Genomic DNA, 22,721 nt, shown 5'->3' with positions numbered 1-22,721 from the left:
AGATCCTTTGCTATACTCGGACAAATAAAGAAGAACAATATTTGAGTGGTATATGCCAAATCCATCATTTTCACAGCAAGATTTTGAAGATCAGCTAAATCAGCCCGATAACCATGCTTTTATCAAAAGCCTAAAACAGTACAGCACTGCGGATTTGGCTGATATTTTAATGGGTCTGCCTATACATGCGCAAATTCAGCTATTGGAACAATTACCTCAAGCCAGTTATGTTTTTGAGTTTTTAGCGTTGACCGAGCAGCAGCAGTTAGCAGCGCAGTTACCTCGGGCTTTGCTGTTGAAGCTACTGGCTCATATGCATTCGGATGATCGTACCGATTTATTTCAAAGCTTGCCTCTCGCGCTTCAAACTCAACTTTTTTCTAAATTAGATGCGCAGATTCAAGTCCAACTGAAGACGTTGATGGATTATCCTGCTGAGTCCGCGGGCGCCATCATGACCACTGAGGTCATTACGGTACATGCTGAAATGACTATGCAACAGGCGATTCAACATATACGGTTACATGCAGCGGAAAGTGAAACTTTATATCTAATTTATGTCATTGATACATTGCATCGTCTGCAAGGGGTGATTTCGCTGAGACAAATCATCCAAGCCCCGCCTGAGCAATCTATTGGACAGGTTATGACTCACCATGTCATCACGGGTTTAGTCAGTGAAGATCAGGAAAGCATCGCACAGAAACTGGCCCATTATGATTTTATGGCTTTGCCAATCGTTGATGAGCAGCAGCGTCTATTGGGGATTGTGACCTACGATGATGCAATGGATGTGGTACAACAAGAAACCACAGAAGATATTTTAAAAAGTAGTGCGGTTGCGGCCAGTCCGCAGATGAGTATTAAAACGGCTCCAATCCTCTTACTGTATAAGAAGCGGGTGTTTTGGTTGGTATTTCTGGTTTTTGGCAGTTTACTCTCAGGGCTGGGAATTGCGCATTTTGAAGACTTGATTGCAGCACATATCGTTTTGGTATTTTTTCTCCCTTTACTGGTGGGAAGTGGCGGAAATGCAGGGTCCCAGTCCGCAACTTTAATGGTACGCGCACTAGCAACGGGTGATGTACATTTTAAAGACTGGTTTTATTTGCTCGGACGTGAAAGTCTGGTTGCGCTGTGCTTAGGTGGAACCATGGCAACGGCAGTCTCTATTTTGGGCTATTTCCGTGGGGATATTTTGGTCGCCGTGGTTTTGGCGCTAAGTATGATGGGTATTGTGTTGATGGGGTGTCTGATTGGTATGAGTCTGCCGTTTATCTTAAACCGCCTAAAACTCGACCCAGCCAGTGCATCTGCACCTTTGGTCACTTCAATTTGTGATGCATCAGGCGTGGTGGTATATCTGCTGATTGCATCGCAAATTTTAAGCTTGTCCTAAGCCTATAAGCACTTGTTTCAGCACAAAGTTAGCACAGAAAAAAGTGATAAAAACCAGCATAATTCAGTGGTTTTATGATGTTAATGTGGTTGAAATAATGGAGGTCAGTACCAACATGCCTGAACCCTTAGAACAAAAAAAAATGAGCCAGCAAGATGTCATTCGTTTAGAGCGTGATTTGGCCAAATATGCCAATATGATGGATTCGGTGGTGCGTATTCCGTTCACCAAGCAGGGTGTAGGTGCCGATGCAGCGCTGAGTACTGTTCCCATCGCTGGGGATATCGCGGGTTTTGCCTTGACTTGTTATGCCATTTATAAAGCTAAACAAATTGGCGTGCCGCAAGAGAAATTAAGTCCAGTGTTGAAGCTGGCTATGATTGATGCCGTCGTTGGTTTTATCCCTGTATTAGGGACATTGTTTGATATTTTTATCCGTCCGAGTCGTAAAGCACTGGATGTGGTTCATGACCATATTCGGGAAGAATACCAAATTCATTCAGAGCATCATGTGACTCATCCCTTTCTTCATGAAAAATTGGAAAAGAAACAGCAACAGTCCGCATTTTGGCGAAATCCAGTAATTGCATGGCTTTGGCTACACATCCCCGATTTGTTTGGCCTGATCTTTTTGGTCTGTTTTATTGGCTTATTATGGTGGGGTGGCAGTGTGATGTGGCATTGGTTACAAGGACTAAACCTAGGATAGCTGCTGATGAAATTTGAAGGTCAGATTACGGCGAATTTGCCAGTGATTGATTTGGTATGCACGGCTTCATTTTACTAAAGCTTGGGCTTTGATTTGATTTATCAGTCCGCAGAGTGGATGATTTTGCGTTTGGGTATGATGACACTGGAATTTTTCCATCATCCACATTTAGATCCAAACAGTTCATGGCATAGTGCCTGTATTCGCGCAGCGAAGATTCACCCCTATTATGAATATTGGTCTAAAGTGAATTGGGCGTTGTGGGGCACTGCCCGTATGACTGATATTCAGGATTTTGATGAGATCCGCCAGTTTTGTATCATTGACCCAAATGGTAGTTTATTACGCTGTATCGAAGTGACGATTGAATGAAGATGCTCTGTGATGCAGAGTCACAAAAAAGCCTCCAAGTGGAGGCTTTTTAAAATCTAGTGAACGAGTTTTTTATGGACAATCGAGCTGTTGTAAAGCAGCAACACGTTGTTCAATCGTCGGGTGGGTTTGGAACAAAGCGGCTAAACTAAAGCCTTGTTCTTGACCTGCCGCGATCGCAAACGCTTTCATTTCTTTAGGCATAGCATCTGGAAGTTGTGATTCTGCTTGTAAACGCAACAAGGCTGAAATCATCGCTTGTTTGCCTGCAAGACGGGCACCTGCTTCATCTGCACGATATTCGCGGTAGCGGGAGAACCACATCACGATTGCAGAAGCTAAAACACCAAAGACAATATCAAGCACAATAGTAATGGCAAAATAAGCTAAACCAGGTGCTTCTCCGTCTTCACGTCCAAAGACGTTACGATCAATAAAATCACCTGCAACACGTGCAAAGAACATCACAAAGGCGTTCACGACACCTTGAACGAGCGCCAAAGTCACCATGTCACCATTGGCCACGTGACCAATTTCGTGAGCCAAGACTGCGCGAAGCTCGTCTTTATTCATACGCTCAAGTAAGCCAGTAGAAACGGCAACTAATGCATCGTTCTTGTTCCAACCTGTAGCAAAGGCATTCGATTGGTAAGAGGGGAAAATACCGACTTCTGGCATTTTAATACCAGAACGTTGCGCCAATTGAGCGACTTCTTGTAGCAACCATGCTTCAGCTTGGTTACGTGGGGCATTGGGGTCAATTAACTCTGTACCAGTTGTTTTCTTCGCCATCCATTTTGACATGAATAGAGAAATCATTGAGCCAACCATACCAAAGACAAAACAGATAACCAAAAGGTTACCTAGATTTAAGCCACCCGCGCCATGGTAACTACCGACACCGAAGAGTGACAAGATAATGCCAGCTACAACCAGTACCGCGAGGTTGGTTAGCAAGAACAAACCAATCCGCATCATTGAGAAAATCCTCTTATAATAAAAAAATAATCTGATTTATAAATCAAAAATCATAGATCTCAATATGAGGTGAAATTCTTCAAAATTCAAGAAAAAATAATAAAACTGCTATAAAAATTATTCAGAAATATGAATACGGGCGGAGGCGGTTGCATTTGTGGTGGCATAGGAACCCGGGGCATCAGTATAACTGCCATCAGAGGCTAGAATGATTTGGCGTGCAGGCGCAGTGCGACTCACGCTCAACTGTGTGCTTGGGGCTGAGTCTTCATTATAGTTAGCAGATTGCGCAATGACTTGAGTATTGCTTGCTGGACTATTTGAACTGATATTTAAGCTGCCTGAATATAAATTGCTATATCGACTGCTGACACGTCTCACGTAGTCTTGCGTTTCACGAAACGGTGGAATGCCACCATACTTTTGCACATTGCCTTCGCCCGCATTATAGCCTGCAAGGGCAAGGCTGGTATTACCATTAAAGCGTTTCATCAACCACGCAAGGTATTTTGCACCAGCGTTAATGTTTTGTTGTGGATCGTATGCATTCGAGACATTGAAGCGACGAGCAGTTGCTGGCATCAGTTGCATTAGGCCTTGTGCACCAACAGGAGAGCGGGCATTCACATTAAAGCCTGATTCTGTATGCATCACGGCTTTGATTAAGCCTTCTGAAACACCATGGGTTTGCGCTGCTTGGCGAATAATGTGGTCAAAAGCATTTTTGTTGCGACTATAACTGGGTAATACCGAGGATTCAGATGCTCCCCAATTGCTATAGCTGTGGATGTTGCTGTCTGGATAATAGGTTTTCTTTTCGACTTTTAAATTGCTATAACGACTTTGTTTATTGGTCAACAAAGTCGTGCCGTTCGAATCTTTGAGTTGATAGATGGTTTGACCTGCGTGACAATTCAGTGCCATGAACGAAATCGTCATACACCCCAAAACATAAAAATGAGTCAAAAGCAGCTTATTTTTCATTATCTATTATTAATCGTAAAAAATCGTTTTCAGTGACTAGAATTGAGTTTAGCAAAAAAATAACAGCCTGAAACTATTTTAAGTTCAAAAAATCTATGACTTTGTAAAAATCAAGTCCAATTGCTGAGAGAGTAATCAAAAAAAATAATTAATTTATTTTTAATGAGGATTGCTTGACTAAGATAAGGTATTGAAATTAAACAAAAAATAAATTGATCAAAAAATGATCAATTTAAATAGAAGCCTTAAAGTATGGGATGAACACCTTGTCAAGCCTGCTAGAATCCACAAAGTTATCCACAGCTTTTGTGGAAAAATGTGGAAAAGTCCAAAAGATAAGCAGTTCAGCCAGAAAATGAACGCAATCGTTCAAAGTTAAACCGATTTTAATACATGAATATGACAGCAATGACAATTCATGAGAATTTACATTCTTTAGGTGCGAGATGACGACGAATCGGATAAAATTGCGCGGTATTTTTTTTAAGGTTTAACTCGTCTATGTTCTCGCCAGTTGAGTCCGATCAGGGATTTAATTTTAAACCAGAACTACCCACTAGCTCTGCGTATTATCGTTTGTTGAAAAAGCTACGCCGTCAGGTGGGTCATGCCATTCGTGATTTTAAAATGATCGAAGAAGGCGATAAAGTGATGGTCTGCATTTCAGGTGGTAAGGACAGTTACACCTTACTCGATATTATGTTGCAGTTTAAACGCATTGCACCGATCAATTTTGATGTGGTGGCGGTGAATTTGGACCAGAAGCAGCCTGGTTTCCCAGAAGATGTATTGCCGCGCTATTTAGAAGAAAATAATATTCCTTATTATATCTTAGAAAAAGACACCTATAGCATTACCAAACGCTTGACGCCTGAGGGCAAGACCTATTGTGCAGTGTGTTCACGTTTACGCCGTGGTTCTTTATATGGCTTTGCACAAGAAATAGGGGCAACCAAAGTAGCATTGGGACATCACCGTGATGATATCTTGGCGACGTTCTTCTTAAACTTGTTCCATGGTGGCAGTTTGAAAGCGATGCCACCCAAGTTGTTGTCTTCTGATAAAAAGAATATCTTGATTCGTCCACTGGCTTATGTGGAAGAAAAAGACATCATCAAATATGCCGAAATGCGTCAGTTTCCAATTATTCCGTGCAACTTGTGTGGTTCTCAGGAAAATCTGCAACGCGCTATGTTGAATGACATGCTGCGAGAGTGGGATAAGGCCCATCCAAAACGCCTACACAGTATTTTTGGTGCCTTGCAAAATGTATCCCCATCACAATTGGCCGATCGTGAGTTGTTTGACTTTGAAGCCTTAGACAGTGAACGAGAGTTCGACTTTAAAGGTGAAAGTTGTTCAACGGAAGATGAACCTGAAAGCAAACGGATTAACATGGTCAATCTTGGCTTTGTGGCAGATTAATTTTGTCATTTCAGCCAATGCAAAACACCAATCATTGATTGGTGTTTTTTTTATGTGAATGATTTTGATAAACTTTGTATAAGAAATATAAAATATGAACGGTACGTACAAAAAACTTTAGGCACATATAAGATATACATGCTATAACAATCTGCAAGCGTATTTAGCTTCACAATGATGCCGTCTGGATAGGCAGCACACAACGAACAAAGAATTGAGGAAACATCATGCCTGCTTTTTTAACTGATGATTGGTTTTCAACCGTAGAAACATTAACTGCTCAAGCGGGGAATCTAAACCTTCCACCTGCACTTGCAAATCTTGCAATTAACTTAGTTGTTGCTGACAATGCGGGTAATACCGAATTATCTTTAGATGGTGGTGCAATTAAAAAAGGCTTGTCTTCAAATGCGAAAACAACCTTGAACATGGACGCTGAAACTTTACGTAAAGTCTTCCTTGAGTTTGATATGGCAGCAGCAATGCAAGCATTCATGACAGGAAAAATAAAAGTTCAGGGTGATATGTCCCAATTAATGGCATTGCAAACGGCAAAGCCAAGCCAAGAGCAAAAAGATTTATTTAAGAAAGTACTTGAGCTAACAGCTTAAGTATTCTGAAACAAAAAAAGCTTACCTCAAAAGGTAAGCTTTTTTTTTGCGATGATGATCAATTCTGGGTATTCAAAGTTTAGATATTGACCAACTGTGGCGTGGTTTTAATGTGCTCAAGATAGGCACGGATACGTGTCACATACTGAAGCGCTTGTCGGTAGCGCCCATTTTTGGCTTGGTTATGCTCTAAATAAGCATAAAGATTGAGCCAGTTATTTGGGTCTTTACCTTGCGCTTGAATGCGTTTTTGAATCTGGCTCACCGCACCTGGCCCCATATTGTAGGCAACTAGTGCATACCAGTTGCGGTCAGGGAGCGGAATATCGGTATAGCGGCTCAGCATTTGGTCGTAGTACTTAGCACCGCCTTGAATGCTTTGTGCAGGGTCGGTACGGTTATTCACGCCCATTGCTTTGGCCGTGCTATTGGTCAACATCATCAAACCACGAACACCTGTAGGAGAAACAGAGTTCGGTTTAAGATAAGATTCTTGATAACCAATGGCCGCTAACAAGTGCCAATCTAAGTCGTATTTTTGCGCTGTGCTTTTAAAACTGGCCTTATAGATCGGCATACGTTGACGCAAATCACGTTGAATCGTATTCCAGTTTTCAGGCTTCACGACATTGCGGTTGTAAAAAGAGGCCAATTGACCAATTGAACCTGATTGTTTACTTTGACATACGAATCCGCTGGCTGTTTGGGTGAGTGGATCATTCGCATGTTTAAAGACCCAATTCAGCTCAGTATTGAGGCCATTTTTACGTAAAACGTTCAAATCACCACAAGTTGCAGAAAAAGTAGACAAATGCTTTTGTTCAATCGTTTGAACGCTGGCGGTTGTCATTGCAAAATTTGCTTTGCCTTGAGCGACCCATTTGAGTGCCGTGGCATTATCAGGAACCGTTTTGAAGTCTAGCTTTACATTTAAGCTATCTGCATAGTTACGTGCAAGGTCATAACCAAAACCATGCAAATGTTGACCATCTTTAAAAACGGTCGTTGGATTTTCCACTGAAACGACAGTCAATTTATTATGATTGACGACATTATCATATTGGTAAGTCTTACTTGCATTAATACTATGAAAAGGAATTAACAGAGTACTTAAAGCAAGGGCTTTCAACGGGAGAGAGAAAGTTAATGAATTAAGGCAAAGCCTCGATCCAGAAGTTGAACTACTGTGCATGTTGTCTCCGCTACAAGTAATTTATGCCCCAGAACGCAAAGGCAAAACCATGCCTTAAAACGAGTTCAAGTTTGCTAAATTCAATAAGGGGTTGGGCATTCATGACGTCATTCAAAATGACATGGGATTAAAGGAACTATGTAGAAAAACTACATAGATTAAAAAATAAGCAGCTAATTTAAGATGTGCGCATAATATCGGGCAAATTCTAAAGTGTCAAATTTTGTGCAATATTTTTTTAAAAAATGTAACATAACGATTTAATTTAATTAGGGAATTTATTTTATAAACTTCTGTTGTGAAGAAATAAGGGATAAAATAAATCTTTGTTGTAAATAAACCAGCTGATTTAGACGACATTCATCATGAAATCAAACTTAATTACACGTGTTGGTCACGACAAATTAGTGGCAGAATTAAAGCACCTTTGGCATGAAGAACGGCCTGAAATTACCAAGAAAGTAAACTGGGCAGCAAGCCTCGGAGACCGTAGCGAGAACGCAGATTATCAGTACAACAAACAGCTGTTACGAAAGATTGATCGACGTGTTCGTTACTTAGGGAAACGGCTTGAAGAGTTGCGAATTATTGATTTTTCAGAAGAGCAAGCGGGCAAGATTTATTTTGGGGCTTGGGTAGATATTGAAAATGAAGCAGGTGAGCAAAAAACTTTACGGATTGTGGGGGTAGATGAAATTTATGATCATCACCCACAGCATATTTCAATCGATTCGCCTATGGCACGAGCTTTACTATCCAAGCAAGTTGATGATGAGGTTGAAGTCGTGACACCAACGGGCAAAAAACTTTGGTATGTGAATGCGATTCGTTATGAAAACAGTGAAAATTTAGAGAACTAAATGATTTTGTTTTAATTTTAGCCACTTAGTGCGGTTTTTAAAGAAAAGTATTTGCCAAGTAGATCGAATGTTTATATTATGTCGCCCATGGAAGCGTGGCAGAGCGGTTTAATGCACCGGTCTTGAAAACCGACGAGGGTGTGAGTCCTCCGTGAGTTCGAATCTCACCGCTTCCGCCAAATATCTAAATAAGCCCTTGTAAAAACAAGGGCTTATTTTTTATCTGTGCTTTTACCCCTCAACTTACCCCATATCAAATTTTGGATTGGCCCAAACTAGAAATAACAATATAAAGCGATGCTGGACGGATAATTTATTTGGTCAAACTTATTCTTAAGTGCTCGAAGTTTGATTAATACTGAGATTATTCTTTCAATATTAATCATATAAGGTTTTGTTGTATAAACCTTCAAAGAGCTAAGGTTCGGCTAAGTGACTTAAGGTTTAAGTAATGACATTGGTAATGTAATCTACTAGATTTGGTGAATCTTTGTATTTTTACTAGCTGAGATGGCTGCATCTGTCAGATACCCAGCAGATATGTAGGTTAGTTTTTCTTATGTTTCGATATACATTGCTAGAATTTTCAAACCATTCTTGTAAATGAGTAGATGAAGCTAGGCACTATTTTTTAGATAGCTAAGCCCAGTATTCGTCTATTTAGGCTTTTTAACAAAGGCATGAAAAACCACAGGCTTTATGAAACTCTGAATATAGCCAGTGATTATATCTACAGATAGGCGAACTAAAAATTCAATTCCCAAATAACATTAGGTCATTGTATCTGGATCATTGCGATTTTAACCATGTTGACTTTGTGATTTAGCATAGTACTTATGAGTATGCAACCAAATCACATATCTCTCATTTGATTCGAACTTACGTATACGCATAACCACCGACTAGTAGTCTGCTAAATTTCAGGTTCGAGTGTATTTGTGTTGCAAGTGTAGGGTTGAATCAGTATTTATCAGATGATTTATATAGCAAGGATGAGTTTTCTAGTAACGAACTTATTTGCTTAACTCACTTGCATATTTTTTCACATCTTGTAAATTGGGTATATCGGTCTACCTATGTAAAGCATTATGAATACCAAAACAGCAAAACAGAAAATTTTAGATGCAGCTGCAATTTTGTTTTATAACGATGGCATTACAAATACTGGCATTAATACCATTACGGACAAAGCGAAAGTTGCCAAAATGTCTTTATATAATAATTTCCCGACTAAGTCGGATTTGATCAGTTCTTATATTGAAGCGCGGCATCAAGAATGGCTAGAGCTGTACGCTGTGCGAAACCGTGATGCACATACACCAGTGGATAAAATTATTGCGGTTTTTGAAGCCTACCAAGATCATGCTGAATTTGCCTATGAGAAGGGCTTCCGCGGATGTGGTTTGTTGAATGCTGCGGCCGAGTTTCCTGCACACAGTGCTGAGCGTTTGGCGGTGAAGCAGCATAAAGATGAAATTGAAAAGATTATCTCCACACAACTGGCGCTGTTGATTGAAGAGCCAGAGCGAGTACAGCAAATTGCTTTGATGCTGTCTTTTTTACTCGAAGGTTCAATTGCTCGTGCGGGGCTTGAGAGTTCCAGTGAAAAAGTTTTAGCTGCAACGCAAATGGTAAAAACGATTTTAGCGCGAGAGATCATAGCGTGAGTCAGTCTATTTCTGCTGTTCCAAATTATGGTTTCATTGCGGTTCTTCTAGCTGCTTTTTTGTGGGGAACTACAGGGACGGTAGCATCCTTTGCACCTCATTTGAGTCCGTTGACAATTGGGGCTGCCGCGATGGGGGGTGGTGGTTTATTACAAGCACTGTTAGCACGTAAAAGTATCATCAGCCATCTGCCACACATCAAAGCCAATAGTGTGATGCTTAGTGTTGGTGTAATTTCCGTGTTTGTTTATCCTCTGGCTTTTTATTCGTCGATGCACTATGCGGGGATCACTATTGGCACGGTGGTTTCGATTGGCACAGCACCATTATTTACTGCGCTTTTAGAACGGGTATTTGACAGAAAACCGCTTTCCATGGCGTGGTTGGTGAGTTTTGTTTTGGGGGTAACGGGGGTGGTATTGTTGTCTTTGGGAGAGTCGCATACTACAGCAAATACAGAAGGCTTATCTCAACATAGACAGATATTGGGTATCGGCTTGGGTGGAGTGGCAGGCTTAACTTATGCTTTATATTCTTGGGCTGCAAAAAGAATGATTGACCAAGGATTAGATGCAAAAGCTACTATGGGAATGATTTTTGGACTCGGTGCTTTATTATTACTTCCAACTTTATGGATGACAGGCTCAAACTTGTTTGAAGAAAACATCAACCTGTATGTCGTTGGTTATATGATGCTTATTCCGATGTTTTTGGGTTATGTCTTATTTGGTTATGGTTTAAAAACCGTGCCTGCCAGTAAAGCCATTACCTTAACTTTATTTGAGCCTTTGGTGGCTGCGGTATTGGCAATTCTGTTGGTGGGAGAGCAAATTGCACCAATCGGCTGGTTCGGGATGTTACTAATTTCGATTTGCTTAGCACTGCTGAGCAAAGCAAAGTAAGTTTTTTGAAGCAGCCTGAAACAAAGAACAGCACTCAGTCATGCTATTGTAAATTTTTAGCTTCAGAAATTTACTGGTGTATAAAACATTTTAGCTGGGTGTTGGAAAAGCCGATACCCATTGATGCTTAGTTGAGCTAAGCATCAAGATGTGTACGGTAAATTTTATGATGCTTTATCCATAATTATAGATATTTCAAAATACGGATATGCTTGTTTTTATGTTTAAAAGCAGAGAATTTCAACATCAAAGGATAAAGTGCCACAGTCAAAATAATTGAGATCAGCCAAAGGGTAGAAACGTGATCGACACCAAAATATTCACCATGAGTTTTGCCAAATAGTGCGACCGCAATGAGATAGAGGGCTTTAAGTGCATATAAATGGACGATATAAAAGAACATGGGTACGGAACCAAATACAATCAAGGGCTTGATCCAAGGTTTACTTTCAACTTTTTGAAGTAACACCAACAGGACTAAGCCGAGTCCGACATTCCATAAAATAAACAGTAGCGATGGCGGATACTTGGTCAGATTTAAAAAACTCATAATCGTTTCAATACTGGTCGGCATGATTGACCATGCTTGATCGCCATAGATATTGAGCATTCTTAAAACGATAAATAAAGCAACACTGCCAAGTCCGAAGAACAAGAGGGTTTGATTTCTTTTTGTGATGTCTTGAGTCGTATTAAATACGCTATAGCCGATACAATAACCCAAAGTAATCACGCCAACCCAAGGGAGTACAGGGTAAGAGGTTCTAAAACGAATTAGATCTCCAAACTCAATCCAACCGCGTTCATGCAAAATAAACCAAAGGTTCTGTACGATAGGCAGATGTGGAAATGACACTTGATCGAGTAAATTATGTCCAAAAATAATGCTAAGACTAATACCCCAAAGCCATTTTTGCGACAAGCCAATTAAGCCCGCCAAGGCCACCATACTTAAACCGATAGCCCAAATTACCTGTAAATAGATGACATCGGGCGGGAACTGTCCTGTCCAAGCGAAATTAATCACAATCAGTTCGAGAAAAATCAAGAAGAGTCCACGCTTGAGTAAAAATTCGCGAGTCATTTGAACGCTGTTGTTTTTTGCTTGATAGAGATAAGCCGATAGACCCGTTAAGACCACAAAAACAGGAGCACATAAGTGGGCCAAAATTCGGCTAAAGAACAGGGGTTCTTCAGTGCCAGGGATTAGCATCGGGTCGGGGACTTGTTGATGGAGATAAAAAGTTTCTCGGACATGATCGACCATCATGATCAAAATGACGAGTCCTCTGAGGGCATCAATGGCTTGTAAACGTTGTGAAGGTGTAGACATAAATAAAGTTAAAAATGTTGTTATGGTATAATGTAACATTTGTTTTAATTCTTTGTAACTTAAATATCATCATTAAAACTTATATGTATGAACTAAATGGATTATTTAGAACGAAAATTTTTCTATTATTTTTTATAGACGACTGGTCTATTATTGATTTATAGTGTGGACATGAAACGATCAGACAAAAGTGAAGCCACACGACAACATATTTTAAATAGCAGTTTCGAACTGGTATTACAGAAAGGTTTTGTTGGCGTAGGCTTACAGGAAATTCTCAAAAACTGTGATGTGCCGAAAGGTTCATTTTATTATTACTTTGCTTCAAAAGAGGCATTTGGCTGTGCGCTTCTGGAACAGTACCTTGCTGACTATAAAGTCAAAATTGACCAACTGATGCAGCAAGAGCAAGGATGTGCTTATGCTCGTTTGGTTGCGCTTTGGCAGGCATGGATTGATAACCCATCTCATATTGAAAGTAATGTTGAACATCATAGCGATGGGGGATGGGCGCAGAACTGTCTGATCGTCAAATTGGCAGCAGAAGTCTCAGATTTATCTGAAGATATGCGTCGGATTTTGAACTTCGGGGTACGTAAGTTAACAGAACGCATATCAGGTCTAATCAAAGCAGGGCAACAAGACGGTTCAATTCCATCGCATATTGATGCTGAAAAGATGGCTCAGACGATGTATCAGCTGTGGTTGGGCGCAGCTTTATTGGCAAGACTTGCACAAGATAAGCAGCCCCTTTATTTGGCTATGGAAACTACTCAACAACTCTTACAACCCATCAAGGAATAAATAGATGCAAAGTATTATACATCATCATTTTGGTGAGCCTGTCGACGTATTGGAAGCAGCAGATATGCCAATGCCTGAGCCAAAAGCAGGTGAAGTGCGTATTAAAATGATTTTATCACCTATGCATAATCATGACGTGTGGACAGTGCGTGGTAGTTATGGCTATAAGCCGGCACTACCCGCGATTGGTGGTAGTGAAGCTGTTGGTGTGGTTGATGCACTTGGTGAGGGTGTGCAAGGTGTATCATTGGGTCAGCGTGTGGCAGTTGCAGCGGTTCATGGTAGTTGGGCGGAGTATTTTATTGCACCAGCACATGGCATTGTCCCTTTAACGGATGCAATTGAGGATGAAACGGCAGCTCAGTTGATTGGCATGCCGATTAGTGCCTTGATGCTGCTTGAATTTGTTGACTTAAAAGCAGATCAATGGATGATTCAAAACACCGCCAATGGTGCCGTAGGGAAAACTGTAGCAATGATTGCAGCAGCACGTGGTCAAAAGGTAATTCATTTGGTACGACGTACCGAGGCTGTGGCTGAAATGCATGCTTTGGGCATTCAAAATGTCGTGGCAACAGACCAAGCTGATTGGAAAGCACAAGTCAAAGCTATTCATGCAAATCAGCCCCTGATGGTAGGGGTGGACTCGATTGGTGGAAAAGCCAGTGGTGAAATGTTGGCTCTACTGAGTGAAAATAGTCTCTTGGTGTCTTTCGGTAGCATGTCGGGAGAAGTGATGCAGATTTCTTCGGGAGATTTAATTTTTAAACAAGCGACTGTCAAAGGCTTCTGGGCAAGCGTGGTGAACAAACAGTTGTCTTCTGAGCGTAAAAAAGCCTTAATTGTTGAGTTATTGACTTTAGCTGCCCAGAAAAAACTGTTATTACCTGTTGAAGGGGTGTTTAGTTTTACACAAATCAAAGATGCTGCCCTAAAAGCGACGCAAGGTGCGCGTCAGGGTAAAGTGCTTTTGAAACCTTAATCATTTTCGACCTAGATCAGCGAAGTTGTTGATCTATCTATCATTCATAAAAATAAAGGATAAAGCGTATGGTGGGACAAGTTCTAATTGGCTTAATTGCACTGTTGCATGTGTATATTTTAGTTTTAGAGATGTTTTTATGGGATAAGCCCTATGGCTTAAAAGCTTTTGGCAATAGCCCTGAGAAAGCGCAGTTAACGAAAGTTATGGCTCAAAATCAAGGCTTATATAATGGTTTTCTGGCTGCAGGTTTATTTTGGTCATTATGTGCACCTGAAAGCTATGCACTTGCTTTGGCGAACTTCTTTTTAGGCTGTGTTTTGGTTGCGGGAATTTATGGTGGGCTAACCGCTAGCAAGAAAATTATTTACATTCAGGCAGTCCCTGCCATTTTGGCACTGCTTGCAGTGAATTTTCTTTAAGTCGATTGAGTAGTCACTTATTGGATACACATGGAAAAGCCAACGTGAAGACGTTGGCTTTTTTGATGTGTGGCTAGTTATTTTACTTCAGGTAAGTCAAACCAAATGACCTGAGCATCGTCCAGTGCTTTGATTTCAGTAACATCTATAAATGCAATCGCATCACCTGCATGGATTGTATGTTCAGCCACTTGGATTGAGCCAGAAATCACATGTACATAGTTAACATGTTGTGTGGCTTTAATCGAAAGGGTCTGATCTTTTTCAAGTACAGCCGTTTTCACTTCTGCATCTTGACGAATATGCATTGGTGCATTGTCGTTTGGACCACAAATCAGATGCCATTGGTTGGGTTGCTCATGCGGATCAAGACGAATCTGTTGATAATTTGGGGCTGCATCTCGTTCATTTGGAATGATCCAAATTTGTAGTAAATGCACTTGCTCATCACCTTGATTCATCTCACTGTGTTGTACGCCAGTACCTGCACTCATCAGTTGCCATTCCCCCGCAGAAATACCGCCATGGTTGCCCATGCTGTCTTTATGGGTAATCGTGCCTTTGAGTACGCAGGTTAAGATTTCCATATTGTCATGAGGGTGTTGTCCAAAACCTTGATGTGCTGCAATGAGGTCATCGTTGATAACACGTAGAGCACTGACGCCCATGTATTTCGGATTATACCAACTGCCAAATGAAAAGCTGTGTTTAGACTCTAGCCAACCAATATTGACATGACCACGGTCTTGGCTACGATGAATGAAAGCATCCATTTTGAACTCCAATCTTATTTTTAATCTATGGCGTAATTTTAGTGTTTTATATTTGTTGATGAAATGGTGAATTTGCAATGTTGCGTTTCAATATTGAAATGATAGCTCTGTCTTAATTTAGATCACAATACTGTTCGCGAAAATCTTTCCAAATGTAGTTTTTGCCTTGCGCATATTCAGCTAAAAATTGTTGATGTAGCTTCGGTTGGGCTTGCATCCAATTATTTCCCCATTTCACACCGAGTGGGGCCGCTTTATCTTTAAAAACAAAATAATCATCAAGGCAAGTACTGCTTTCAACGTAGAAGGCTGTATCTTGATCGTCGAGATAATTTTCGTAATTAATAGAATTGGGTGGGTTTTTTAAGAATACTTTATCACTGGCGGTGAGTAGAATTTTCTGTTCAAAGTGCTTTAATTGACCTTGTTTGTACTCATAGCGGGTTTCAATATTATAAGGATGTACGGTTTGATAGTCACCTGGGGACTTGGTGCTGTATTCCAGTATTGCGTTATTGTAATCTGATAAATCTTTATCCCATTTGGGGCCAAAACTCATTCCATCTTCAATAACAGGAGCCACGAATTGCACGCGGTGGAGCTGTTGACCATTCGTGTCGATTTCAATAATTTCGTAGCTGTATCGGTAGCGATTGTTGGCATAGATAGAGTTTATCTCTGCATTGGCTTTTAATTCCGCAGAGGTATAGGCATAGCGGGTACGAAAGATCAGAGCAATGTATTTGTCTGTTGGCATAATTGCAAATAGCTCATGGTCTTTGACGGTGTGTTTGAGCTGTGGTTGTAGAGTAATTTTTTCTCGATTTTCCGCATAAGCATCGCCAATAGCGAATATGGCTGAGTGCGGCTGGTTTAAATAAAACAGTTTAGGCTTTTGCCCTGTTCGAATCGCGTAATAGTGAATCGGAGATTTGCCTGCGATGACATAATAGCGTGTATTCAAAAGTGGCTCTCTGAGACTATCTTGCTCTGGAATGTATTGGGGATGACGGATTTTTTCCTGATCCTCCAGACTGTCAAATGGGTTGTCAGATTCCACCGCATAAGCAGAAGCATCCACGCTGGTCACGATTTCCTCATCTAATTCAGCAAAAGTCGGTGTCGAAAGTGACAGTAAGCAAGCCAAAGGCATTATTCTTTTTAAAGTGTTCATCGTCATTTTTATGTTGTTATGATTGATAAAAAAGGTGTTCTCTTGAGAACACCTTTTATAGCGTAAATACTTTAGAAAACCAATTATTCTAAGAATTTAACCGTTACACCTGGCTTCACTTTTTTACCTAGATCGTTCGCATCCCAGTTGGTCAAACGAATACAACCGTGTGAAGCTGTCTTGGAAATGGCCGATGGGTTTGGCGTACCATGAATACCAAATGATTTTTTACTTAAACCAATCCAGATATTCCCTACTGGGCCATTTGGACCTGGTGGTAAAGAAAGAGGTTTTAAGTTTTTACCTTGAACAAAGTTGCTTGGTGAGTAGCTATACCATGGATTTGGTGCAACACCTGTAACTTTATAGGTACCTGCTGGTGATGGCGTGTCCGAGCTACCGATGGTTGCAGGGAATGAACCGATCATTTGGTTGCGGCTGTTAAATAAATACAGCTGTTTTGCGCCTTTGTGCGCAACAATCAAGTGAATATCTTCTGGCACTTCATTACGAATGTTGGCAACAATAATTTTTTCGCCTGCTTTTTTGAAAGTTGCTTTTGGATTCAACTTTTTCAAAAAGTCTTCATCCATGTGGAACTTTTCACCGAACATTTCAGTCACACGCGTGTAATACAAACCTTTCATTTTTGACTGTAAGGCATAATCGTGTGGAATTGACGCTGCATAAGGCCCTTTCAGGTCTGCATCGGTGATAGTGTATTCAATAAATGCAGGTTTAGACCCTTGACTAGCAAGTAACGCATCCCAAGTTTCTTTGGTGAGCGTACCCGTTGCTTTTAAGCCACTCATTTGTTGGAAAGAGGCAATTGCTTTAAGGGTATTTTTACCGCTCATGCCATCAATTGCACCTGGAGATGCATGTGCATTGTTGAGCATGACGTGAGCACGTGCATAAACAGGAAATTGACCTTTACCAATATTGTCATACCAATCTGCACTGTTTAAACCATTTAAAGTCCACGATGCTTTTGCAGCAGCAGGATTCGTCGGGCTTGTTGTCGGTGCAGTCGTTGTTTTGCTTGGTGCAGCGCCAACGTCAGCAGTTTTATCTTCAGACTGTTCAAGTTGGTCTAAAGTTTGTGAAGCTTGGTTTAAGTCTGCTTGTTCTTTTGCTGTAATTTGAGTGTTTGCAACCGCAGTAGAAGCTGAAGCGACATCTGTTGCTAAAGGATCAATGGGATCTTGGACTGAAGTATCAATGATCTTTTTTGGCGTCAAGGGTTGTTCAGTAGTAGATGCAGCAAACGCTGTACCAGCAAGAATGCAACTTAAACTCATCGCGAGTATTGTGCGAACGAACATGTAATTCAACCTTAAGAATTATTCATTTACAAAGTAAAAACCAGCCAAGTATTACAGAAAAAAGATAGAGATGCAGTATTTGTTTTGTGTAAATATCTGTTTTAAGCATCAACTGGATCTAATTTTAGTGTGATGAGAAGTTATTAAAAATTCGACCTTTTTGTTATGATGGTGAGCAAATTTAATTGAGATGGGAAAGTAAATGACGACCCTTAAAAATGATCGTTTTCTACGTGCTTTATTACGTGAACCTGTAGATACCACACCCGTCTGGATGATGCGTCAAGCAGGACGTTATTTACCAGAATATCGTGAGACCCGTGCTCAAGCAGGTGATTTCCTCTCATTATGCAAAAATACTGAATTTGCCTGCGAAGTGACGCTACAGCCTTTACGTCGTTATGAGCTTGATGCAGCTATTTTATTTTCAGATATTTTAACTGTACCCGATGCTTTGGGTTTGGGGCTTTATTTTGAAGCGGGTGAAGGGCCTAAATTTCATAAAACGGTTCGCACTGAACAAGATGTGGCGAATTTACCTCAGTTTAATGCTGCATCTGATCTCGACTATGTGATGAATGCGGTCAAAACGATTCGTTCGGCCTTGGGTGGTCAAGTGCCATTAATTGGTTTTTCGGGCAGTCCTTGGACACTAGCAACCTATATGGTGGAAGGTGGTTCAAGCAAAGATTTCCGTTTCACCAAGCAAATGATGTATGCGCAACCCGAAGTTTTACATGCGTTGCTCGATCGTTTAGCAGATGCAGTAATTGACTATTTGAATGCGCAAATTGATGCAGGTGCACAAGCTGTACAGATTTTTGATAGCTGGGGTGGGGCACTAGCACACCGTGAATATTTAGAATTTTCTTTAAAATACATGCAAAAAATTGTTGCTGGTTTAAAACGTGAAAATGAAGGACGTAAAGTTCCTGTGATCTTATTCACCAAAGGCGGTGGTCAGTGGTTAGAACCGATGGTGGCAACAGGGGCTGATGCATTTGGTTTAGATTGGACGACGCCGTTAAATGTAGCTCGCCAAACGGTGGCGGGTCGTGCGGCACTGCAAGGTAACTTAGACCCTGCTACTTTATATGGTTCGCATGAGACCATCGTGAAAGCGACCAAAGCCATGCTAGATGATGCTTATGCAGATGGTGAGAAAACGGGTTATGTTGCAAACTTAGGTCACGGCATTACCCAGTGGGTTGATCCAATTAATCCGAAAGCCTTTGTCGATACTGTGCATGAATATAGTGCTAAATATCTCTAAGTTTCACTGGATCAATTTAATTAGGATTCATACGTGATCACAATTTTAAAATCATGTTTTGAGTTCTCATCTAAGGCAGCTTCGGCTGCCTTATTTGGGATATTATTGTTGTTGGCTTTCGCATTCACAGCAAGTATGGCAAATCAGGAATATTGGGGTTTTTTCCGTTATGACTATTTATTGTTCTATGCGGTGCTGATTCAGGTATGTTTACTGTATTTAAAACTTGAGTCTTGGGCCGAAGCCAAAGTGATTGCGCTATTTCATGTGATGGCAATGCTGATGGAAATTTTTTTGACCCATCCGCAGATTGCATCATGGCAGTATCCACATCCCGCCGTGTTTAAAATTCTCACCGTGCCGTTGTTTGCAGGTTTTATGTATTCGGCTGTGGGCAGTTTTTTTGCGCGCTCATTACGTCTTTATCATGTTTCTTTTGAATACTTGCCTCGTTTTTCCTCCATGTTGATATTGGCTGTGTTGTCTTATATCAACTTTATGTCCAAGTTTTTTATTCCAGATATTCGTTATCTATTATTTGCATGGAGTGTAGTGCTGTTTTGGAAAACCAAGATTGGCTTTGAGTTACAGCAGCATCGTTTTCAACTGCCGATGTTACCTGTACTGCTCTTGTTGGCTTTTATGATTTGGATTGCGGAAAATATCAGTACGTTTTACCAAATTTGGTTGTACCCAAGTCAAGTCGATGCATGGCATATGGTGGGTTGGGGTAAATTAGGCTCTTGGTATTTATTGCTACTCTTGAGTCTTGTTTTGGTGCTAAAAATTTTAGGGAAACGAGACCTACGTGGCAACTGGGCGCTACACCGTTAAAATTGAGATTTAATGTCTGTTTTACTTTAGTGTAAATTGTTTTGCGTTATGCGCTTGTTACAGCTATCTTACAAGTGTGTAGCTCAAAATATACACAAACAATAGGAACAATAAAAAATACTCGGAGATAATCGAGTCTGGAGAAACCTTATGTTGAAAAAAATGGCATTGGCTGCAGTTTTGGCCATTGGTTCTACCGCTGCATTTGCAGATAAAGATGTAGGTTGTGGTATTGGTTCACAAATTTGGGAAGGGCAGTCTGGCAAAGTCGCTAAAATTTTAGCGGGTACCACAAACGGTCTTTTTGCTAACCAACTTTTCGGTATCACCTTTGGTACTTTAGGTTGTAGCGGTACAGGTACGGTGACTGCTCAGGCAGTAACATTTACCAATGAAAATGCAGAGTCTTTGGCACGTGATATGGCAGTCGGTGAGGGTGAAAGTCTAAATGTACTGGCTGAACTGCTCAATATTCAGTCTGAAGATAAAGCGCGTTTCTTTGAAGTATCTAAACAAAACTTCGCAAAAATCTATTCGGCTGAAAACCAAGATGCACTTCAAGTGTTAGCATCTTTACAAGCCGTTATGGCAACAGATAGCGTATTAAAAGCATACGTTTAATTGCACTATAAGACCCTGTCTTTAAGGCAGGGTTTTTCATATCTAAAAAGAAGAAGACTCAACTCTGCATGAAATCGCTTCTCCTCTTTTCCAGTGCGCTGTTTAGCACCACGATCTTTGCTCAGGCACCCCGCTCAGCAGAGTTTTATATTGAAAAAGCCCATCAGCTTGAGCTTGCCTCAAATGTGACTTGGCAACGTTTGATGTATGCGAATACTTCGGGAAATAGTGAAGTGACCTATCGCCCGTTCTTCTATAGCGAACACGGACAAACCCAACTCAAGCAAGAACTTGATGCAAATATTGTGGCACTTTTTACACAGGCTGCCGTGAATGAATCCATTCAGTGTCGCTTTCCTGCACGTTCAAAATGGCTCATAAGACAACTTGATATTGCACCGAATCAACTTCCTAAAGCATCCTGTCCTGAACTGGATGAATGGATTGGGCAAATTAAGCCGTATAAGGCGACTTTAATTTACGCCACAGACTTTATGGGTAATCCCAGTTCAATGTTTGGACATACTTTGTTAAGGCTCGATCCTAAAGACCAAAAACAACTAAACTTAGTCTCTTATGCGGTAAATTATGCAGCGACAGTGGCCAATAGCGACAGTTTTTCTTTTGCGTGGAAGGGATTAACTGGGCAGTATCCGGGTGAGTATTCGCTCATGCCGTACTACCGAAAAGTGAAAGAATATGGTGATTTGGAAAGCCGTGATCTGTGGGAGTACGAGTTAGCCCTGACTCCTGAAGAAACCAAAACCATGGTTGAGCATATTTGGGAGCTCAAACATGTGCAATTTCCTTACTACTTTATCAGTGACAATTGTGCTTATCGTGTACTGGGTTTAATTGATTTGGTTCGTCCAGATATCAATTTACAACAGCAATTTAAAACCACAGCCATTCCAGTTGAGACCATTAAGGCTGTGGATGACAATGATTTAATTGCAGAAAGTGCTTACCGTCCTGCCTTAGAAACTCAATTACTCGCACAGGCTAAACAACATGGACAGAGCTTGGCTGTGGCTGCAAATCATATTGTGCAATTAACACCTGCTCAAATGCCAACATTTTTAAATCAGTATTCTTTGGTTGATCAAGCGCGTATTTTAGAGATGGCTTACGATCATCTATATTTACAATTGATTGCGCAAAAAGTTACAGCAGAAGAGGCTCAGCCCCGCATTCGAGAATTATTGGGTTTGCGTAGTCAAATTGATTTGGAAAAACAGCGAAAAGTGGTTGAAACTCCCAAAGTAGATCCTGTCAAAGGACATCATGCACGGACTTTGCAACTGGAGGGAGGTAAGTTACAGGGAGACTCGTACTTCCAACTGAGTCATCGACAGGCCTATCATGATTTGATCGACCCACAAGGCGGTTTTCGTTTAGGCACACAGCTTAAGTTCCTCGCAGGTAGCCTAGAGTACCGTGATGACCGACTGAAATTGCAAGAGTTAAATTTGTTAGAAGTGAATGCTTATAGCCCATTAACTGCATTTAAAACTCCTTTAAGTTGGGGCTTTAATGTGGGATGGCAGCAAGAATCATTGGAGCGAAATGGTGAATTTAGTGAGCAGGATCAACACGGTGTATTCAATCTATCCAGTCAGTTTGGTTATAGTGTAGCAGACCAATATCGCAAGCATTTATGTTATGTCCAATTGCAAAACCGGATTCAAGTTGGTAAAGCGCTAGAGCGTGATTGGCGAATGGGGATTGGACCAACATTGGGCTGTCAGAACATTTGGACTGAACATGTCAATAGTTTGGTACAGGTAGAATTGCCATATTGGGAAGATAGCCATCAATGGCAAGTCAGATTGAACACTCAACTGCAATATGTATTGAATCAGCAAAATGCATTACGGATTCATTGGCAGTATCAACAGCAAAAAGGCAAAGATTGGGATCAGACTGGGCTGAGTTATATCCGTTTTTTTTAGTACAACTTAGTTTTAGAGCTCCACGAATGGAGCTTTTTTTATGTCTAGAATCGCTGTTAAAACAAACAAATATCAGTGTTTGATTTTTATAAGACCTTGAAAGCTTACCTTGATGATGAAAATATGCAT

Annotated in this window: 22 protein-coding genes and 1 tRNA gene; 16 read left to right on the top strand and 7 right to left on the bottom strand. The window is 40.8% G+C overall.

The features are described 5' to 3' along the window. Window positions 1–52 precede the first annotated feature (52 nt). From mgtE to B9T36_RS02755, 3 genes are all read left to right on the top strand, one after another. Window positions 53–1,399, top strand: a complete 1,347-nt coding sequence (gene mgtE / locus B9T36_RS02765) for a magnesium transporter (protein ID WP_086208036.1) — start codon at window positions 53–55, stop codon at window positions 1,397–1,399. A gap of 115 nt (window positions 1,400–1,514) precedes the next feature. Next, a complete protein-coding gene (locus B9T36_RS02760; RefSeq protein WP_086208035.1) occupies window positions 1,515–2,108 on the top strand; it encodes a DUF4112 domain-containing protein in 594 nt (197 codons plus the stop codon). A gap of 93 nt (window positions 2,109–2,201) precedes the next feature. Further along, on the top strand, window positions 2,202–2,480 hold the full coding sequence (locus tag B9T36_RS02755; protein ID WP_228146959.1) for a hypothetical protein: 279 nt from the start codon (window positions 2,202–2,204) through the stop codon (window positions 2,478–2,480). A 72-nt stretch (window positions 2,481–2,552) separates the two neighbouring features. On the opposite strand, the gene htpX is transcribed toward B9T36_RS02755, so the two are convergent. Next, window positions 2,553–3,458, bottom strand: a complete 906-nt coding sequence (gene htpX / locus B9T36_RS02750) for a protease HtpX (RefSeq protein WP_058870051.1) — start codon at window positions 3,456–3,458, stop codon at window positions 2,553–2,555. Window positions 3,459–3,575: 117 nt separating this feature from the next. Further along, on the bottom strand, window positions 3,576–4,442 hold the full coding sequence (locus B9T36_RS02745) for a lytic transglycosylase domain-containing protein (RefSeq protein ID WP_086208034.1): 867 nt from the start codon (window positions 4,440–4,442) through the stop codon (window positions 3,576–3,578). A 501-nt stretch (window positions 4,443–4,943) separates the two neighbouring features. On the opposite strand from B9T36_RS02745, the gene ttcA reads away from it, so the two are divergent. Further along, entirely contained in the window at window positions 4,944–5,867 is a 924-nt protein-coding gene (gene ttcA / locus B9T36_RS02740; RefSeq protein ID WP_086208033.1) for a tRNA 2-thiocytidine(32) synthetase TtcA, read from the top strand. Window positions 5,868–6,094: 227 nt separating this feature from the next. After that, window positions 6,095–6,478, top strand: a complete 384-nt coding sequence (locus B9T36_RS02735; protein ID WP_086208032.1) for an SCP2 sterol-binding domain-containing protein — start codon at window positions 6,095–6,097, stop codon at window positions 6,476–6,478. A 79-nt stretch (window positions 6,479–6,557) separates the two neighbouring features. On the opposite strand, the gene B9T36_RS02730 is transcribed toward B9T36_RS02735, so the two are convergent. Beyond that, window positions 6,558–7,670 (bottom strand): transglycosylase SLT domain-containing protein, encoded by a 1,113-nt coding sequence (locus B9T36_RS02730; protein ID WP_086208031.1) that lies wholly within the window; start codon window positions 7,668–7,670, stop codon window positions 6,558–6,560. A 365-nt stretch (window positions 7,671–8,035) separates the two neighbouring features. Between B9T36_RS02730 and greB the strand changes: the two genes are divergently transcribed. The 4 genes from greB to B9T36_RS02710 all read left to right on the top strand — a co-directional run bounded on the left by greB (window position 8,036) and on the right by B9T36_RS02710 (window position 11,099). Beyond that, window positions 8,036–8,530, top strand: coding sequence for a transcription elongation factor GreB (gene greB, locus B9T36_RS02725; protein ID WP_086208030.1), 495 nt, complete (start codon window positions 8,036–8,038; stop codon window positions 8,528–8,530). A gap of 89 nt (window positions 8,531–8,619) precedes the next feature. Further along, a tRNA-Ser gene (locus B9T36_RS02720) sits at window positions 8,620–8,709 on the top strand. Between the two features lie 909 nt (window positions 8,710–9,618). Continuing rightward, window positions 9,619–10,197, top strand: coding sequence for a TetR/AcrR family transcriptional regulator (locus B9T36_RS02715; protein WP_086208029.1), 579 nt, complete (start codon window positions 9,619–9,621; stop codon window positions 10,195–10,197). Continuing rightward, entirely contained in the window at window positions 10,194–11,099 is a 906-nt protein-coding gene (locus B9T36_RS02710; RefSeq protein ID WP_086208028.1) for a DMT family transporter, read from the top strand. The genes B9T36_RS02715 and B9T36_RS02710 overlap by 4 nt, the downstream gene beginning before the upstream one ends. Window positions 11,100–11,283: 184 nt before the next feature. Here B9T36_RS02710 and B9T36_RS02705 read toward each other — a convergent pair whose 3' ends face one another. Further along, a complete protein-coding gene (locus tag B9T36_RS02705) occupies window positions 11,284–12,432 on the bottom strand; it encodes a DUF1624 domain-containing protein (RefSeq protein ID WP_086208251.1) in 1,149 nt (382 codons plus the stop codon). A 171-nt stretch (window positions 12,433–12,603) separates the two neighbouring features. Here B9T36_RS02705 and B9T36_RS02700 point away from each other — a divergent pair, with 171 nt between their 5' ends. From B9T36_RS02700 to B9T36_RS02690, 3 genes are all read left to right on the top strand, one after another. Next, window positions 12,604–13,236, top strand: coding sequence for a TetR/AcrR family transcriptional regulator (locus tag B9T36_RS02700; RefSeq protein WP_086208027.1), 633 nt, complete (start codon window positions 12,604–12,606; stop codon window positions 13,234–13,236). A 4-nt stretch (window positions 13,237–13,240) separates the two neighbouring features. Further along, window positions 13,241–14,218, top strand: coding sequence for a zinc-binding dehydrogenase (locus tag B9T36_RS02695; protein ID WP_086208026.1), 978 nt, complete (start codon window positions 13,241–13,243; stop codon window positions 14,216–14,218). 68 nt (window positions 14,219–14,286) lie between these two features. Beyond that, a complete protein-coding gene (locus B9T36_RS02690; protein ID WP_086208025.1) occupies window positions 14,287–14,640 on the top strand; it encodes a DUF1304 domain-containing protein in 354 nt (117 codons plus the stop codon). A gap of 77 nt (window positions 14,641–14,717) precedes the next feature. Here B9T36_RS02690 and B9T36_RS02685 read toward each other — a convergent pair whose 3' ends face one another. From B9T36_RS02685 to B9T36_RS02675, 3 genes are all read right to left on the bottom strand, one after another. Continuing rightward, the gene (locus B9T36_RS02685) at window positions 14,718–15,413 is read right to left on the bottom strand and encodes a pirin family protein (RefSeq protein ID WP_086208024.1); all 696 of its coding nucleotides are present in this window, start codon (window positions 15,411–15,413) and stop codon (window positions 14,718–14,720) included. A 112-nt stretch (window positions 15,414–15,525) separates the two neighbouring features. Next, window positions 15,526–16,587, bottom strand: coding sequence for a hypothetical protein (locus B9T36_RS02680; protein WP_228146958.1), 1,062 nt, complete (start codon window positions 16,585–16,587; stop codon window positions 15,526–15,528). Window positions 16,588–16,670: 83 nt separating this feature from the next. Then, window positions 16,671–17,912 (bottom strand): L,D-transpeptidase family protein, encoded by a 1,242-nt coding sequence (locus B9T36_RS02675; RefSeq protein WP_086208022.1) that lies wholly within the window; start codon window positions 17,910–17,912, stop codon window positions 16,671–16,673. A 202-nt stretch (window positions 17,913–18,114) separates the two neighbouring features. On the opposite strand from B9T36_RS02675, the gene hemE reads away from it, so the two are divergent. The 4 genes from hemE to B9T36_RS02655 all read left to right on the top strand — a co-directional run bounded on the left by hemE (window position 18,115) and on the right by B9T36_RS02655 (window position 22,592). After that, entirely contained in the window at window positions 18,115–19,185 is a 1,071-nt protein-coding gene (hemE, locus tag B9T36_RS02670) for a uroporphyrinogen decarboxylase (protein WP_086208021.1), read from the top strand. Window positions 19,186–19,221: 36 nt separating this feature from the next. Further along, window positions 19,222–20,019: a DUF817 family protein gene (locus B9T36_RS02665; RefSeq protein ID WP_171264404.1), complete on the top strand. Its 798-nt coding sequence runs from the start codon at window positions 19,222–19,224 to the stop codon at window positions 20,017–20,019. A gap of 150 nt (window positions 20,020–20,169) precedes the next feature. Next, a complete protein-coding gene (locus B9T36_RS02660; RefSeq protein ID WP_086208019.1) occupies window positions 20,170–20,640 on the top strand; it encodes a DUF3015 family protein in 471 nt (156 codons plus the stop codon). Window positions 20,641–20,708: 68 nt separating this feature from the next. Next, the gene (locus B9T36_RS02655; RefSeq protein ID WP_086208018.1) at window positions 20,709–22,592 is read left to right on the top strand and encodes a DUF4105 domain-containing protein; all 1,884 of its coding nucleotides are present in this window, start codon (window positions 20,709–20,711) and stop codon (window positions 22,590–22,592) included. Window positions 22,593–22,721: the final 129 nt, after the last annotated feature.

It is taken from the genome of Acinetobacter sp. ANC 4204 (genome assembly GCF_002135205.1).
In the GTDB taxonomy this organism is placed as follows: Bacteria; Pseudomonadota; Gammaproteobacteria; order Pseudomonadales; family Moraxellaceae; genus Acinetobacter.
The sequence above is the reverse complement of the archived record's forward strand: the minus strand, read 5'-3'. Positions and strand labels throughout refer to the sequence as shown.

Excerpts from the sequence above, each read along its gene's own strand:
- mgtE (WP_086208036.1), top strand. The coding sequence starts at position 53 with ATGCCAAATCCATCATTTTCACAGCAAGATTTTGAAGATCAGCTAAAT.
- B9T36_RS02760 (WP_086208035.1), top strand. The coding sequence starts at position 1,515 with ATGCCTGAACCCTTAGAACAAAAAAAAATGAGCCAGCAAGATGTCATT.
- htpX (WP_058870051.1), bottom strand. The coding sequence starts at position 3,458 with ATGATGCGGATTGGTTTGTTCTTGCTAACCAACCTCGCGGTACTGGTT.
- B9T36_RS02745 (WP_086208034.1), bottom strand. The coding sequence starts at position 4,442 with ATGAAAAATAAGCTGCTTTTGACTCATTTTTATGTTTTGGGGTGTATG.
- ttcA (WP_086208033.1), top strand. The coding sequence starts at position 4,944 with ATGTTCTCGCCAGTTGAGTCCGATCAGGGATTTAATTTTAAACCAGAA.
- B9T36_RS02735 (WP_086208032.1), top strand. The coding sequence starts at position 6,095 with ATGCCTGCTTTTTTAACTGATGATTGGTTTTCAACCGTAGAAACATTA.
- B9T36_RS02730 (WP_086208031.1), bottom strand. The coding sequence starts at position 7,670 with ATGCACAGTAGTTCAACTTCTGGATCGAGGCTTTGCCTTAATTCATTA.
- greB (WP_086208030.1), top strand. The coding sequence starts at position 8,036 with ATGAAATCAAACTTAATTACACGTGTTGGTCACGACAAATTAGTGGCA.
- B9T36_RS02715 (WP_086208029.1), top strand. The coding sequence starts at position 9,619 with ATGAATACCAAAACAGCAAAACAGAAAATTTTAGATGCAGCTGCAATT.
- B9T36_RS02705 (WP_086208251.1), bottom strand. The coding sequence starts at position 12,432 with ATGTCTACACCTTCACAACGTTTACAAGCCATTGATGCCCTCAGAGGA.
- B9T36_RS02700 (WP_086208027.1), top strand. The coding sequence starts at position 12,604 with ATGAAACGATCAGACAAAAGTGAAGCCACACGACAACATATTTTAAAT.
- B9T36_RS02695 (WP_086208026.1), top strand. The coding sequence starts at position 13,241 with ATGCAAAGTATTATACATCATCATTTTGGTGAGCCTGTCGACGTATTG.
- B9T36_RS02690 (WP_086208025.1), top strand. The coding sequence starts at position 14,287 with ATGGTGGGACAAGTTCTAATTGGCTTAATTGCACTGTTGCATGTGTAT.
- B9T36_RS02685 (WP_086208024.1), bottom strand. The coding sequence starts at position 15,413 with ATGGATGCTTTCATTCATCGTAGCCAAGACCGTGGTCATGTCAATATT.
- B9T36_RS02680 (WP_228146958.1), bottom strand. The coding sequence starts at position 16,587 with ATGAACACTTTAAAAAGAATAATGCCTTTGGCTTGCTTACTGTCACTT.
- B9T36_RS02675 (WP_086208022.1), bottom strand. The coding sequence starts at position 17,912 with ATGTTCGTTCGCACAATACTCGCGATGAGTTTAAGTTGCATTCTTGCT.
- hemE (WP_086208021.1), top strand. The coding sequence starts at position 18,115 with ATGACGACCCTTAAAAATGATCGTTTTCTACGTGCTTTATTACGTGAA.
- B9T36_RS02660 (WP_086208019.1), top strand. The coding sequence starts at position 20,170 with ATGTTGAAAAAAATGGCATTGGCTGCAGTTTTGGCCATTGGTTCTACC.
- B9T36_RS02655 (WP_086208018.1), top strand. The coding sequence starts at position 20,709 with ATGAAATCGCTTCTCCTCTTTTCCAGTGCGCTGTTTAGCACCACGATC.